At 57.6% G+C, this 14180-nt stretch carries 14 protein-coding genes and 1 pseudogene; 4 read left to right on the top strand and 11 right to left on the bottom strand.

The window, feature by feature from the left end:
- Positions 1-228: 228 nt before the first annotated feature.
- The 3 genes from dgcQ to NWP14_RS00680 form a co-directional block, all read right to left on the bottom strand.
- On the bottom strand, positions 229-1896 hold the full coding sequence (gene dgcQ, locus NWP14_RS00690; protein ID WP_375214579.1) for a cellulose biosynthesis regulator diguanylate cyclase DgcQ: 1668 nt from the start codon (positions 1894-1896) through the stop codon (positions 229-231).
- A gap of 92 nt (positions 1897-1988) precedes the next feature.
- Positions 1989-2168 (bottom strand): DUF2158 domain-containing protein, encoded by a 180-nt coding sequence (locus NWP14_RS00685; RefSeq protein WP_331834446.1) that lies wholly within the window; start codon positions 2166-2168, stop codon positions 1989-1991.
- A 75-nt stretch (positions 2169-2243) separates the two neighbouring features.
- A complete protein-coding gene (locus NWP14_RS00680; protein WP_331834447.1) occupies positions 2244-3155 on the bottom strand; it encodes a DUF808 family protein in 912 nt (303 codons plus the stop codon).
- A gap of 184 nt (positions 3156-3339) precedes the next feature.
- On the opposite strand from NWP14_RS00680, the gene yedA reads away from it, so the two are divergent.
- Positions 3340-4251, top strand: a complete 912-nt coding sequence (gene yedA / locus NWP14_RS00675) for a drug/metabolite exporter YedA (RefSeq protein ID WP_095101582.1) — start codon at positions 3340-3342, stop codon at positions 4249-4251.
- A gap of 1 nt (position 4252) precedes the next feature.
- On the opposite strand, the gene NWP14_RS00670 is transcribed toward yedA, so the two are convergent.
- From NWP14_RS00670 to NWP14_RS00635, 8 genes and pseudogenes are all read right to left on the bottom strand, one after another.
- On the bottom strand, positions 4253-4717 hold the full coding sequence (locus NWP14_RS00670) for a very short patch repair endonuclease (RefSeq protein ID WP_095102266.1): 465 nt from the start codon (positions 4715-4717) through the stop codon (positions 4253-4255).
- A complete protein-coding gene (locus NWP14_RS00665) occupies positions 4698-6131 on the bottom strand; it encodes a DNA cytosine methyltransferase (RefSeq protein WP_095101581.1) in 1434 nt (477 codons plus the stop codon). The genes NWP14_RS00670 and NWP14_RS00665 overlap by 20 nt, the downstream gene beginning before the upstream one ends.
- A gap of 56 nt (positions 6132-6187) precedes the next feature.
- A pseudogene (locus tag NWP14_RS00660) lies at positions 6188-6353 on the bottom strand (hydrolase); the annotation flags it as partial.
- A gap of 9 nt (positions 6354-6362) precedes the next feature.
- Entirely contained in the window at positions 6363-7175 is an 813-nt protein-coding gene (locus NWP14_RS00655) for a DeoR/GlpR family DNA-binding transcription regulator (RefSeq protein WP_095101579.1), read from the bottom strand.
- 148 nt (positions 7176-7323) lie between these two features.
- Positions 7324-7947, bottom strand: coding sequence for an HAD family phosphatase (locus NWP14_RS00650; RefSeq protein ID WP_346431167.1), 624 nt, complete (start codon positions 7945-7947; stop codon positions 7324-7326).
- Complete coding sequence (locus tag NWP14_RS00645) at positions 7944-9455, bottom strand: FGGY-family carbohydrate kinase (protein ID WP_375214578.1); 1512 nt, start codon at positions 9453-9455, stop codon at positions 7944-7946. Before NWP14_RS00645 ends, NWP14_RS00650 begins: the two co-directional genes overlap by 4 nt.
- A 27-nt stretch (positions 9456-9482) precedes the next feature.
- Complete coding sequence (locus NWP14_RS00640) at positions 9483-10283, bottom strand: BtpA/SgcQ family protein (RefSeq protein ID WP_095101573.1); 801 nt, start codon at positions 10281-10283, stop codon at positions 9483-9485.
- A 43-nt stretch (positions 10284-10326) separates the two neighbouring features.
- Entirely contained in the window at positions 10327-11133 is an 807-nt protein-coding gene (locus NWP14_RS00635) for a DeoR/GlpR family DNA-binding transcription regulator (RefSeq protein WP_346431165.1), read from the bottom strand.
- 195 nt (positions 11134-11328) lie between these two features.
- On the opposite strand from NWP14_RS00635, the gene NWP14_RS00630 reads away from it, so the two are divergent.
- From NWP14_RS00630 to NWP14_RS00620, 3 genes are all read left to right on the top strand, one after another.
- Positions 11329-12129: an SDR family NAD(P)-dependent oxidoreductase gene (locus NWP14_RS00630; RefSeq protein WP_095101569.1), complete on the top strand. Its 801-nt coding sequence runs from the start codon at positions 11329-11331 to the stop codon at positions 12127-12129.
- A 99-nt stretch (positions 12130-12228) separates the two neighbouring features.
- On the top strand, positions 12229-13365 hold the full coding sequence (locus NWP14_RS00625) for an ABC transporter ATP-binding protein (RefSeq protein ID WP_095101567.1): 1137 nt from the start codon (positions 12229-12231) through the stop codon (positions 13363-13365).
- Positions 13366-13374: 9 nt separating this feature from the next.
- Positions 13375-14175, top strand: a complete 801-nt coding sequence (locus tag NWP14_RS00620; protein ID WP_331834452.1) for a carbohydrate ABC transporter permease — start codon at positions 13375-13377, stop codon at positions 14173-14175.
- Positions 14176-14180: the final 5 nt, after the last annotated feature.

The raw sequence follows: 14180 nt of genomic DNA, 5'->3' as shown, positions 1-14180 counted from the left end.
AAAACATTATCCTCAATTATTTTGTATGACAAGAGCTATTGATGAAGTAAATAATTGAGAAATGTGGCCAATGACGTCAGGGCGTTGAATAACCCAGGCGGCAGAAGGCTTCGTCGATATCGCTGCGCCATGAGTCACGTTTAATCCCGCCCCCTCTTTTAAGAAAAATCCCATATCAGGAGATAATCGTGCCGCCGCAACCGGATAGCGGCGGCCAGACCCGGACGCCTATCCCGCAAAACAGACCTGGTTTCGGCCGTTCTGTTTCGCAAGATAGAGCCGGCGATCGGCGATCGACTGCAGGTTTTCAAAGTTAGCCTCCGCGGAATCCTCGCTGCAGCTGACGCCCAGCGAGGCGCTGATACGCAGGCTCGTGTTGTCGCAGAGCAGTATTTCGCGGCTGTTAATGCGAATGCGGATACGCTCCGCTATCGCAGCCGCCTCCTGCAGCGTGGTATCAGGCATAACCACGCAAAACTCCTCCCCGCCCACGCGCCCGGCGAGATCGCCTTCGCGGATGTTGCTGGCTATCGTACCGGCGACCAGAGACAGCACCCGATCGCCGGACTGATGGCCGTGCAGGTCGTTAACCCGCTTGAAGTAATCCAGATCGAGCTGGATCACCGCCAACGGGCGCCTCCCGCGCTCGCACTCACCGGCCGCGGCAATAGCTCTTGCAAACAATGCCCCGCGGTTTAACAGCCGCGTTAGGGCATCGTGCCAGGCTTGCCACTCCAGCGACTTTTGCAGCACGCTCATATTGCGCACCATGCGCAGAATAACCAGCCAGGAGATTATCAGCATTGAGGTAAAGAGCAGCCACATCAGCATCAACGCGATGGTAATCGATCCGAATTCACCGCGGACTCCTTCCTGCAGGGTGTGGATACGCAGCAGGACGCCATCAAAATTATGCAGTTTTTCCCAGCTGATGTAGCGGGTTAGCAGGCGCATGCCGCCTTCGTTGTCATGCGAGAAGGCGTAGCTCAGCATCTCCTGCTCGCGGGGCGAGAGCAGCGTGAGCACCGTTCCCGGCGCGGAAGAGGCAATCAGGTTCAGCCGGTTGTCATACAGCTGATACTCGCCGTCCTGCCCGCCCTTTGCCGCGCTCACCAGAAAGGCCTTCATTTCGCGAACGGAGAAGTCCATAGCCAGCACGCCGTGCCAGTAGTGGCGGAAATCCAGCGGTACGGAAGCCGTCACCACCTGGGCATCGCGCAGCGCCCCCTCCTCAGGAAAGGTTTGCCAAACCACGCCGCGCCCGGGATTGGTCCGCTGGGCCTGGCGGGTAAACCACGGGGAGCGGGTGGCATCGCTATACCGATCCAGCGCCTGGGCGGTGTTTTTTAGCGTTTCCGTGCTGATAAAAAAGCCGCTGCGCGATACGTACAGCATACGCTCGGTGAAGCCGCGGTTATTATTGGTCAGGCGCAGCAGATAGCCCAGCTCAAGCGTGGCCATCAGCTCGTTGCCGGAAAGGGGGTTGTCGCGGGACAGGGTATTAGCTTTGTCGACAAAAGCATCGGACACGCCGTAGACCGGCAGCGTACGCCGGTTGTGTAGCGCCACCGACCAGATCGCTTGATGGCGCCTGCTCATATACTCCTGCTCGGCATTACGCAGGATCGTAAAATCTAACGGCGTTTCCAGCGCCGACTGCATCCCGTTGCGGAAAAAGATCATCCGGTCGATATTAAACTGCAGCAGGCCATCCATTTCATGGGCGACGTTTGCCAGATTGTTGCGCTGGTTATCGACATACGCCTCCTCCAGCACCATTATTTCTCGCCATATCAGCAGCGTGGAAAAGAACAGCACCGCAACAAAACAAAAATTTACCACATGCCCAGGGCTCGAAAAGCGGCGAAGTTTTCTCACCCACAGCGGCTTATTCATCGTTCTCTCGCAGTGCAATCATCAACGCTCCCTGTCGGAAAGACAGGCCATGCCATGACAAAACGCCCGGTATATACCGGGCGTTATTGGGCTCAGGAGACCTGTTCTGCTCCTCCTCCCCCACGAACCAATTCATCTTCACGGAACGCCTCGCGCTTGACGGCATAACCGTCATACCAACGGCATTCAACCATGCCATTGGCAAAACCGGTTATAACCATGCGCGGCCCGCCGCTTTTTCGTCTCACTTCATCGCTGATGGACCAGACCATTTTTCGCTCCGTAATCCGGGAGAAACTGTTTCACCTTAGACGAAGCTGCGACATTTTGCATAACCGCCGGCGGATTTACTTTACCGCGCGACGAAGTCCGGAAACGGCTTTCACGCCCGCCAGCACCACGGCGCCAATGATGAAACCCAAAACCAGGTTTACGCCCGTCGGCAGCAGTGAAGCGGCGAACCCGGACATTCCGCTGGCCAGATTTTCCACCGCATGGTGCAGCGGGGTAATGCCATGGACCACAATTCCGCCGCCGACGAGGAACATCGCCAGCGTCCCGACAATCGACAGCAACTTCATCAGACGAGGCGCCACCGCCAGCAGACCTTTGCCGAGCCACTGAGCCAGCACGCCGCCTTTCTCCACCAGCCAGTAGCCCATATCGTCCAGCTTCACGATAATTCCCACCAGGCCGTACACGCCAACGGTCACCAGAATGGCAATTCCTGAAAGGACCAGAATCTGGTTTAACAGCGGCGCATCCGCCACGATGCCGAGGGTGATCGCGACAATTTCGGCGGAGAGAATAAAGTCGGTACGAATAGCGCCTTTCACTTTATCGCGTTCAAATGCCAGCGGGTCGCGTTCAGCCAGCGCCTCCAGACGCTGTTGACGGGCCTGCGGGTCCTCTTTGTGTTTGCGAGCCTGCACGCTATGCAGCACTTTTTCGACGCCTTCAAAACAGAGGAAGGCCCCGCCAAGCATCAGCAGCGGCGTAATCGCCCACGGAATAAATGCGCTGATTAATAGCGCCAGCGGTACCAGGATCACTTTATTGACCAGGGACCCCTTCGCCACCCCCCAGACTACCGGCAGTTCGCGGTTCGCCCGTACGCCGGTTACCTGCTGGGCATTGAGGGAAAGATCGTCCCCAAGCACGCCTGCCGTTTTCTTCGCCGCCAGCTTACCCATAACGGAGATATCGTCGAGCAGCGTAGCAATATCGTCCAACAAGGTTAAAAGACTACTTCCCGCCAAAATACCATTCCTTCATTTTATGGTTATGAAACATAGAGTATGGGGCAAAATCGGCCTCTCGCCCAGCAAAGCGAATAGTCAACAAAAAATTAACAACCACCGGGCAATTAAAGCGCTCGCCAGCGAGGTAGTTTTCACGTTTACTATATGCCCCCTTCCTATTTTTGTACCGTCGTGAGGACGTATGTCTACCCGCCAGTTATTACCGCTTATCGGGGCGCTGTTTGCGCTATATATCATCTGGGGATCCACCTACTTTGCCATCGCCATTGGCGTTGCCAGCTGGCCCCCGCTGATGATGGCCGGCATTCGCTTCCTTTCCGCCGGAGGGCTGCTGATCGTCTATCTGCTGGCTACCGGCCACAAGCTCCCGGCGCGTAGACCGCTGCTCAACGCGGGGCTGATCGGTATCCTGCTGCTTGCCGTTGGCAACGGCTTCGTCACCCTGGCTGAGCATCAGCACGTGCCTTCAGGAATTGCGGCGGTCATGGTCGCCACCGTCCCGCTATTTACCCTGTGCTTTAGCCGCTTTTTCGGCATCGCCACGCGTAAAATCGAGTGGCTGGGCATTGCCATCGGCCTGGCGGGGATTATCCTGCTCAATAGCGGCGGCAATTTAAGCGGCAACCCCTGGGGCTCGCTGCTGATTCTGATCGGTTCCATTAGCTGGGCGTTTGGCTCAGTGTATGGTTCGAGAATTGAACTTCCGACCGGCATGATGGCCGGCGCGATTGAAATGCTCGCGGCGGGAATTGTGCTGATGGTCGCCTCGGCGCTGACCGGCGAAAAGCTCACCCATATGCCATCATGGTCCGGCATTATTGCCGTCGCCTACCTGGCCATATTCGGCTCGCTGATTGCCATTAATGCTTACATGTACCTGATCCGCAACGTCACCCCCGCCGTCGCCACCAGCTATGCCTACGTTAACCCGGTAGTAGCGGTGTTATTAGGCACCGGGTTCGCCGGAGAGAGCCTGTCGCTGACGGAGTGGACGGCGCTAGGCGTCATCATTTTTGCGGTAGTTCTGGTGACGCTGGGCAAGTATCTGTTTCCCGCCCGCAGCGAAGTAACGCCCTGTAAGGTTGAAAAGTAGGCTACGGCCCGATCCCCTGAGTATCAATCTGCGCGCGGTCGCCGCCGCCGCAGATCCACTCCTCCAGGCGTTCGCTAAGCGCTTCATCACTGAGCTTTTTCCGCCCGCGTAGCGCGCACTCCCAGACGATCAGCACCCGCCATCCCTGTTCGAGCAGCAGCGTCTCATCCCGCCGGTCTCGCGCCACGTTGCCGTCGATTTTTTTCAGCCAGAACTCCGTCCGGGTTGCCGGCACCTTGAACAGGTAGCAGTGATGATGATGCCAGAAACAGCCGTGGGTGAAGATAGCGCAGCGGTAATCATTAACCACAAAATCCGGGCGCCCCGGCAGCGTGGCCTCCTGAGCGGTAAAAGAAAAACCGGCCTGCGTGAGCAGCCCGGCCAGTCGTTTTTCAATCGCCGTATCGAATTTGCCGATGGCGCGCATATTTTTACTGCGGGTGGCCTTATCGTGAACGTCCATCAGCACCATCCTCGGGATCGCGGCGGGCCACCGCCTGCGCAATTCGCGGCTGTAGCAGTTTAGCGACTGCGGCAAACACCGGCACAACCACCGAGTTACCGAACTGGCGATACGCCTGAGTATCGGAAACGGGAATGCGGAAGCGGTATCCCTGCGGGGCCTCAAAGCCCATCAGCCGCGCGCATTCGCGGGGCGTGAGCCGGCGCGGGCGGCGCTGCTGGTTTTGCGGATCGTCAAAGTCCTTTTCGCCAAGCGGGCGATCCCAGCCGCGGTCGATAAGAATTTCGGCGCCGTCTTTGTAGTAGCGAGCCGACAGCGTGCGCGCCACGCTATGCGGATTGCGCGGGTCGACTAACCCGTAGCCAAAACCGTTGCCCAGCGCCTGATGTTTACGCGCGTAGCGATAGAGGTACTTCCACAGCACCGGGGTAAGAATAAATTTGGCATCCACCGTCGGCTCAAGCAGATCGCCAAACGTCGGGCGCCGGGCCGGGTAAAGCGCGGAGATATCGCGCAGGGTAAACCCATCGTGCAGCTGCAGGTCACGGCGAAAGCCAACCAGCACGATGCGTTCGCGGTGCTGCGGCAGGAAGTTGCGGCCATCGATAACTTTGGGATCGTCCGCCCCGCTATGCCCGGCATCAGACACCTCATAGCCAAGTTCGTCGAGGGTTTGCATAATAATGCTAAACGTTCGCCCCTTGTCATGGCTCTTCAGGTTTTTGACATTCTCCAGAACAAAGATTGCCGGCCGCCGCGCCGCTATAATCCTGACGACATCGAAAAACAACGTGCCCTGCGTCTCACAGGCAAAGCCGTGGGCGCGTCCGAGCGCGTTCTTCTTCGACACCCCGGCGAGGGAAAAAGGCTGGCAGGGAAAGCCGGCCAGCAGAACATCGTGCTGAGGAATGGTGTCACGGATATGCTGCGCGGCCTCATCATCGCTGATATCGAGACGATGGCTGAGGGTGACATCCCGGATATCGGCGTTGAAGCGATGCTGCTCTGGGTCGCAATACCAGTTCGCTTTGTAGGTGCGCACCGCATGTTTATTCCATTCGCTGGTGAAAACGCACTGCCCGTTAATGGCTTCAAAGCCGTTACGAATGCCGCCGATACCGGCGAACAGATCGACAAAGCGAAAAGCATAATTCGGATGGTGAGCCGGCGGCTGCGGCAGCAGCGATGCCAGATGCGCGAGCTCCCGGCGGCCTAAGCGGCCAGCCGCCCGGGACACCGTCGCAACGCGTTTGAGTATTGCCGGGCTCCAGTGCTGTTCGCCGACGGCAACCAGCTGCGCCACCAGCGTTTTCACATCATATATTGCCATCAGCTGGCGCAATAACGCCTGTGCATCTTCCCCGGCGCCCGTGACCGGCAGAGACGGGGGATTTTCCTTAGATAAATTTTGCGGCATAACCTCAACCAGCTGGACACTTTTCGCAGAGATTATCACAAATAGCGCAGGCAGTTTTAAGCCTGTGGATCAAAGCGACGCAAAACCGCTTCATACAGCGCGATGGGGTCGCCCTGCAGCGCCGAACTGAGCTTCGCCATAAACTGCACCAGGAAGCGGGCGTTGTGTTCCGCCATTTCTCCCTTCATTGGTTTGCATCGTTTTTGGCAGCCTCAGCAGCTTGATTACCAGTCAGGTTGCAATCATCACCTGCACATTCGCCAGCTCAAGGGCAGTGGCCAGCACTGCAGGCGGTGCGCTGTCGGTGATCAGCAGGTCGATATCCTGCCACTGCGCAACCTGCACCAGCGACATATGCTGGAACTTCGCGGCATCGCAAAGCAGCACTTTAAAGCCGGAGCGGCGGATCAGCACCCGCTTCATTTCCGTCTCATCCAGCGCGCTATCGTAAATCCCCTGGCTGGTAATACCCGACGCGCTGATAAACGCTATATCAAACCAGAACTGCTGGAATTGCTCAATGGCAGACGGTCCGACAATCGCCATCTCATCATCTCGCATCATTCCACCTGCCAGATAAACTTCCGGCGCCTGCGCATAACGCCCCAGCGCATGGGCGATACGCACGCTGTTGGTGAAGATTTTCAGGCGCTCATGCTTCACCAGTTCTTCGGCCATAAACAGGGTAGTGGTACCGATATCAAGCGCAACACTCTGATAGCGCCCGGCAACCTCGGCGGCCATTCGGGCAATACGCATCTTGCTGTCACGGTGCAGTGAAAGGCGCGCATCAAAGTGCGCCGGAAGCGGGTCCATAATCGCCTGGCTGACCGTTTCCGTCAGTACGGCGCCGCCGTGTACCCGGCTGAGTTTGCCTTCGGTTTCCAGTTCGGCCAGATCGCGGCGAACCGTCATTTCCGAAACCGCCAGCTCCGCCGAGATATCAACCACCGTCGCACGCCCCTGTTCGACCAGCATGTTTAGAATCCGCTTTTTGCGTTCCTGGGGAAGATAACGGGCCTGAATCTCGGGTTTGGCTGACATGACGATGGACACTCTGTTTCGGGTTGAGGGTGGCTTAAACGATATAGCTCACAATATTAAGGGGAAGTGGTGTAATTTAAAACCAGATTTGTTCGAATTTGTTCATTTCGTTGCGGGGACCTCCCTGCCCCACGCGAAACTGTGCGAATCAGAACCAGTCGAGGATCCGGGCCAGCGACGTTATCTCGGTTACCCCTTGCTCAGAGGCGGGTGATGCGCCATAAAAAGCCACGTGCATTCCGGCAGCCTGCGCCGAGCGCATTCCGGTTATACTGTCCTCAACCGCCAGGACGGCAGCAGCAGGCAGCCCGAACGCCCCCAACGCATGTTGATACGGCTCGGGAGCCGGTTTACCAGAGCGCACATCGTCCAGCGTCACCACCACGTCAATGAATTCCCGCACGCCTAAAGCCTCCAGATTCGATTCGACGATACGTCGGCATGAGTTTGATACGCAGGCCTGCCTGACGCCTTTCGCCGCCAGCTGGCGGATGGTTTCCCGGCTGCCGGGAATGGCAACCAGTTCACTGCTGTGGTCGTGGTAGTAATCCTCAATCGCCTGCAGCCATACGTCCCGGTCTAAATCTGCGGGCAGTTCGGCGCGTAAGGCCAGCCAGACATCGTTAATATGCACGCCGTAAAAACGCGTCTCGGGAATATGGCTCAGATCCAGCCCGAAGCTATGGCAGGCAGCGAGCAGCGCCCGATGGTGGAGAGGCTCGCTGTCCACCAGCGTGCCGTCAACATCCCAGGCAATAGCGTTAAATTTCATGGCGTCTCCTGGCGAGTCAGCGGGCGGCAGGCTTCATAAAGCTGGCGGAAACGCGGGTATCCCTGGCGATAGACATCCGCATGTTCAGGCAGCGGCGTAATCACATCTTTCAGCTTGACCCACGCGCTGGCCCCCTTCCAGTCTGTCGACACCCCGACGCCAATCGCCGCCGTCCAGGCCGCCCCCAGACAAGAACCGGGGTGACCGTCCAGACGATTGAGCGGCTCGCCCAGCACATCGGCGACAATCTGCATCCACAGTTTGCTTGCCGACCCGCCGTCTGACACAACGTAGCGTTTTACCGGATAACCGATATCAACCAGCGTTTCAATATGGTGTTTGATGGCATAGGCGTAGGCTTCGAGCAGCGCGCGCCAGATATGACCTGCGTCGTGGGTGAGCGTCAGACCAAAGAGGATGCCACGGGCATCCGGGTCGTGCAGCGGGGTCTTCTCCCCGAGAAAATAGGGCAGAAAAATCAGGCCGTCGCTGCCCGCCGGACGATTTTCCGCCAGCGTGTCCAGATACTGGTGCAGACTCATCCCTTTTTCACGCGCCGCCGCTTCATGCTGCGCGGCGAAGTTCTGCACGAACCAGTTCAGCCCCGATCCGCCGGTCGACATACAGCCGTTCGGCATATAGCACCCCGGCACGAGGTGATAATCCAGATACAGACGCGGGTCCGGGTTGGCGGTTGCTGTCACGGTAAGAATGTCCACCGAACCGCCGAATTTAAGCAGCACCTCACCCGGAGCCGTCACACCCGCGCCGAGAGCGGACGCAATCAAATCTGCGGCCCCGCCAATCACCGGCGTGCCTTCACTGAGCCCCGTCCAGGCCGCCGCCTGCTCGGTGATGGAGCCAATGACCTCGTGGGAACGCGCCAGCCGGGGAACCGCGTGTCGCGGAAGATGGGCAAAGGCGATCAGTTCCTCATTCAGCGTATTGCTGCTAATATCGACAAACCCCGCCTCCAGCGCCCAGTTCTGCTCGATGATTTTCTCGCCCGTGAGCTTCCAGTTGATAAAATCATAGGAACCAAACACCGTCGCAATACGTTCAAACACAGCAGGTTCATGGCGCTCAATCCAGCGGATTTTGGCCCCCACCAACTGCTGATTGATGCCGTTTCCTGCCCGCAGCAAGAAGTGCTGACCGTCCATTTCGCTGCGCATTTGCTGCACTTGTGCGCCGCTGCGGCCGTCGCTCTGCTGAATGCTCGGGCGCAGCAGCCGGTCTTCATTATCCAGCAGGACCACGGCAGGCAGCATCCCTGTCACGCCAATGCCGCTGATATCACTCGCCGCAATGCCGCTTTGCGCCAGCAGTTGCCGGCAAATTTCGCCGACATTCGCCCACCACTGCTCTGGCGATTCTTCCGTCCAGCCGCTGTGCGGGGCCGAGAGCGTGACCGGCCGGGAGGCCGTACCGAGTACCTTGTCGGGCAAAGCGATCAGAATGCCGATGGTTGAGGTCGTACCAATATCAATACCTAATAGATACTGCATGTTATCCTCCCGTTCCGACGGCTGTGCTTAGCGCAGTTTTTCGACCACATCCATAAAGCGTTTTACGCGATCCCCATCAACCTGATTCCAGGTATGCCCTTCCACTTTAAAGTGTGTGCCGATGACCACGCCGCTGGCCACGCTCAGGATATCGGTGACGTTGTCGATATTGGTGCCGGTGTTAGCGAAAACCGGAACGCCTTCCACCGCTTCGCAGACTTTACGCAGGTTGGAATGTTCCGCCGGTTCGCCGGTGATTGGCCCGGAAACCAGGATGGCATCTGCCAGCGAAGAGAAAATGGCGCTGCGCGCACGCAGTTCGATGGGGCGTGCATCCAGAGAATGGGCGAATTCGGCGTTGATGTTAAAGAGCAATTTCATATCTTCCCGGCCAAGGTTGCGACGTAGGCGAGACGCGCTGGCGCAATCCGGTTCCCAGATCCCCATATCAGAGGCAAACACGCCGGTGAAAATTTCACGCACGAAGCTCGCCCCGGTGGCGGCACCGATGGCGACGCTGGCGTTGGGATCCCACAGGTAGTTCACGCCGAACGGGACTTTCAGCACCGATTTCGCCGCCTGCACCACGGCTGACATGGCAGAAACGCCTTCCAGTGAGGCTTTAAACACGTAAGGGCGATCGTTTTCATTGCCGAACATGATCGCATCCACGCCGCCTGCCTGCAGCTTCTCAACGTCGCTGAGGACATCGTCAATCAGCTTGTTGAGACCGCCTTTGGCGTCGTACAACGGCGCGCCAGGCAGCGCGCCAATATGGGCCATTGCGATAACCGCTTTTTTCTTATTACCCAAAAAATCAAAGATCATAACTTTCTCCGGTGTTGGCTGGTATGTCATGGTGAAAAAGCGATCACGCGTCTTTCGACAGCTCAGGCGCGATGATCACATCAATATTTGCCGCATCGAGCATCGCTGACAGCGCGGGCGGCGGCGCCAGCTCGGTTATCAGGATGTCGAATTGCTCCAGCGTGGCCAGGTGAACCAGCGACATCCGTTGAAACTTACTGGAGTCGCACAGCACCACTTTCAGGCTGGAACGGTTGAGATAAAGGCGTTTGAGTTCCGCATCTTCGAAGGCGTAGTCATAAATTCCCTCCGCCGTCAGGCCCGAGATACCGATGAAGGTGATATCGAACCAGAGACCTGAAAACTGGCGCAGAGCCGCTGAGCCGCCGGTCGACATTTCATCCGGGCGCATCCGCCCCCCCGCGAGATAGATTTCCGCTTTCGCGGGGGCAATGTCGTGCGCCACGCGGATGCTGTTGGTGAAAATTTTCAAATGTGAACACTGGCCGAGATAACGCGCCGCAAGGAAGGTCGTGCTGCCGACATCCAGTGCCAGTGTGCGAAATTTCTTGCCTAACTCTGCTGCTGCAGCCGCAATGCGCAGCTTGGCATCGTGGTTTTGCCGCAGCCGGGATTCAAAGCTCGGCTCCACCTGGTCAATCACCACCGCGCTTCCACTCTGCGGCAATACCGCACCGCCGTGGGTACGACAGAGGCAGCCCTTCTGTTCCATCTCTATCAGATCGCGACGGATGGTCATCTCGGAGACCGACAGCCTCGCGGCCAGCGCTGGGACAGAAACTGCCCCTTGCTGGACCAGCAGCTGCATAACCTCAGTCTGACGCGACGCGGACGAACGACGTAAGCGCATACCGGATCCGGGTGTGCCAGGCTGAACAGGCTGTGTGTCGCTGTGCGTCATCGGTTTACTCCGAACATTCAAATTAACAAAAACAAACATACAAAACAAAAATTGTGATCGCAATTGTTTTTATCATAAGAAATTTGTTTTGTTGTGTTCGTTATATTGGTGTAAAAAATAACCATCAACACAGAGGGAAAAAACATGCACACATCACATTCGACGTCCGGGCACTATCCGGACCTGCAAGGCAAAGTGGCGATTGTTACCGGCGGTGCCACGGGTATTGGCTACGCCATCACCCGTAATTTGATTCGCCAGGGCATGCGCGTCGCCATCGGAGACATTAATGAAGAAGCCGCGTGGACAGCAGCAACCGAACTGGGCGCGGACACAGTGGCGTTTCACCTGGATGTTCGTTTACGTGAATCCGTTGAACAAGGGTTTAGCTGGGTAGATAAAACGCTGGGCGATTATCACTTGTTGGTAGCCAACGCTGGCGTATCGACTATGCAAAAGGCCCTTGCGCTGACGGATGATGAGTGGGATTTCAACTTTGACGTCAACACCCGTGGGATCTTCCTGACCAATCAGGTTGCCGCGCGCAAGTTCGTGACGCGTAAGTCCGGCACCATCGTCAACACCGCATCGCTTGCCGCCAAAGTCGGCGCGCCGTTACTGGCCCATTACTCCGCCAGTAAATTCGCCGTCCTCGGCTGGACCCAGGCGCTGGCGCGGGAACTGGCCGCCGATGGGATCCGCGTGAATGCTGTCTGCCCAGGCTTTGTTAAAACCGGGATGCAGAGCCGGGAAGTAGAGTGGGAAGCGCAGCTGCGCGGCATGACGCCTGAACAGGTGATTGATGATTACATTCGCCAGACGCCGCTTGGCCGCCTGGAAACGCCCGAAGATGTCGCCGAAGTGGTGGCCTTTTTGAGTTCCGACGCCGCCCGTTTTATGACCGGCCAGGGAGTCAATGTGACGGGCGGCGTTTATACAGGCTGATCGCATTTCACTATGAACACGCCAGATTCATTTCGCACAAAACCGAACATGGATGTTACCAGTCCCAGGGTGGGCAACACGTAACAGAGGTAACCCAATATGGCCTCCATTGAATTACGGAACGTGTCGAAGTCCTACAACGGCAATCAGCACAGCGTCCGTAATGTGAATTTGCATATCCGGGATGGTGAATTTGTTATCTTCCTTGGCCCTTCCGGATGCGGGAAATCCACCACCTTACGTATGATTGCCGGGCTGGAAAGCATCACCGACGGCACCTTATTAATCGACGGGCGCGATGTGAGCCATGTGGCGCCCCGCGATCGTAACATCGCCGTGGTGTTCCAGAGCTACGCCCTCTATCCGCACATGACCGTTGCCGAAAACATGGCCTTTGGCCTGAAAATGCGCGGCGTACCGGGCAACGTGATCAACAGCAAAGTGACAGAGACTGCCTCCATGCTGGGGCTGGATAAACTGCTACACCGAAAACCGGCCGCCCTTTCCGGCGGTCAGCGCCAGCGCGTTGCCCTGGGCCGCGCCATTGTGCGTGAACCGCAGGCTTTTTTGTTAGATGAACCGCTCTCGAACCTCGATGCCCAGCTGCGCGGCGAGATGCGCAGTGAGCTGATCAAGCTTCACCGTCGCCTCGGTAAAACCATGGTCTACGTTACCCACGATCAGGTCGAGGCCATGACAATGGCGGATCGCATTTGCATCATGCGTGATGGCCATCTGATCCAGTGCGGAACACCGCTGGAAGTCTATAACTATCCGGTGAATATCTTTGTCGCTCGCTTTCTCTCCTCGCCCTCCATCAACCTTCTCCTCTGCTTTGTGCAACGGACGGACGCGGGCGTCAGCCTGCAACTATTCGACGGCCCGCAGATCCCGGTGCCGCACTGGATGGCTGCCGACTATCAAAACCTGGCGGGAAAAAAGATGACTCTCGGCGTGCGGCCGGAAGATTTCCATGCCCACCCGCGCAGACCGGACTGGGTCCCCCTGGAGATTGCAGTCAGCGGGGTGGAAGCGCTGGGCGCGGAAAACATTGTCAGCGGCACCCTCGGCAACGTTCCGGTGGTTGTTCGCCTTGATCACCACACGCACCCGAAGGCAGGTCAAACGCTCAGCATCTGGCTGGATCCGAACGCACTGCATCTTTTCCACACCGGCAGCGGAGACGTCGTCGATCGCCGCAAAACCCCGGATAACGCTGACGCCATCGGAGCGTGAGGAGCAACCATGCTACGGAAAATCGGACTTCATATCGGGCTGGTACTGGCCTGCCTCTCCATTTTACTGCCGGTACTGTGGATTGTAAGAACCAGCCTGGTGCCGGAATCCATGGCCTACAGCAGCGATATCTTCCCGCAGTTTTCCGGGGAAAACTTTCGTTCGCTGATTGAGAACAACGGTTTTTTACGTCGCTACAGCAACAGCCTGATTGTCGCCACCGGGTCGGTGATCTTCGCCCTACCGTTCGCGGCCGCTACCGGCTACGCTTTTGCCCGCTTTAAAACGGGCGGTAAAGCGGCGCGTTTTATAATGCTGGCAACCCAGATGCTGCCTGCGGTGGCGCTCGTGTTACCCGCCTTCGCCATGCTGCGTTCCGTGGGGCTCACCAACTCGCTGTTCGGGCTGACGCTGGTCTATGCCGCGTTAAACCTGCCGTTTTTGACGTGGATCCTGATGGGCTTTTTTGAAGGGATTCCGGTGGATCTGGAGTGGGCGGCGATGACCGACGGAGCTACCGCCTGGGGCGCGTTCTGGCATGTGGTGCTGCCGGTGTCGCTGCCGGGCCTCGCAGCCTCCGCCGTGCTGGGGTTCATCCTGTCATGGAATGAGTTTCTTTTTGCTCTGGTGCTCAGCGGACCAGAGACCGCCACGATCCCGGTGTCGCTTGCTGCGCTGCAAACCTCGAACGGCGTCCAGATTGGCAAGGTTTCAGCAGGCATTGTGCTGGCCGTGCTGCCGCTGATGGTCGCCTCACATTTTATTCAGCGTTACATCGTCAAAGGGCTGACCTTCGGCGGTGTTAAGTAAAGTCG

Origin of the sequence: Klebsiella sp. C349492 (genome assembly GCF_042055345.1) — a bacterium.
GTDB lineage: Bacteria > Pseudomonadota > Gammaproteobacteria > Enterobacterales > Enterobacteriaceae > Klebsiella > Klebsiella scottii.
This window is presented reverse-complemented; position numbering and strand designations above follow the sequence as displayed.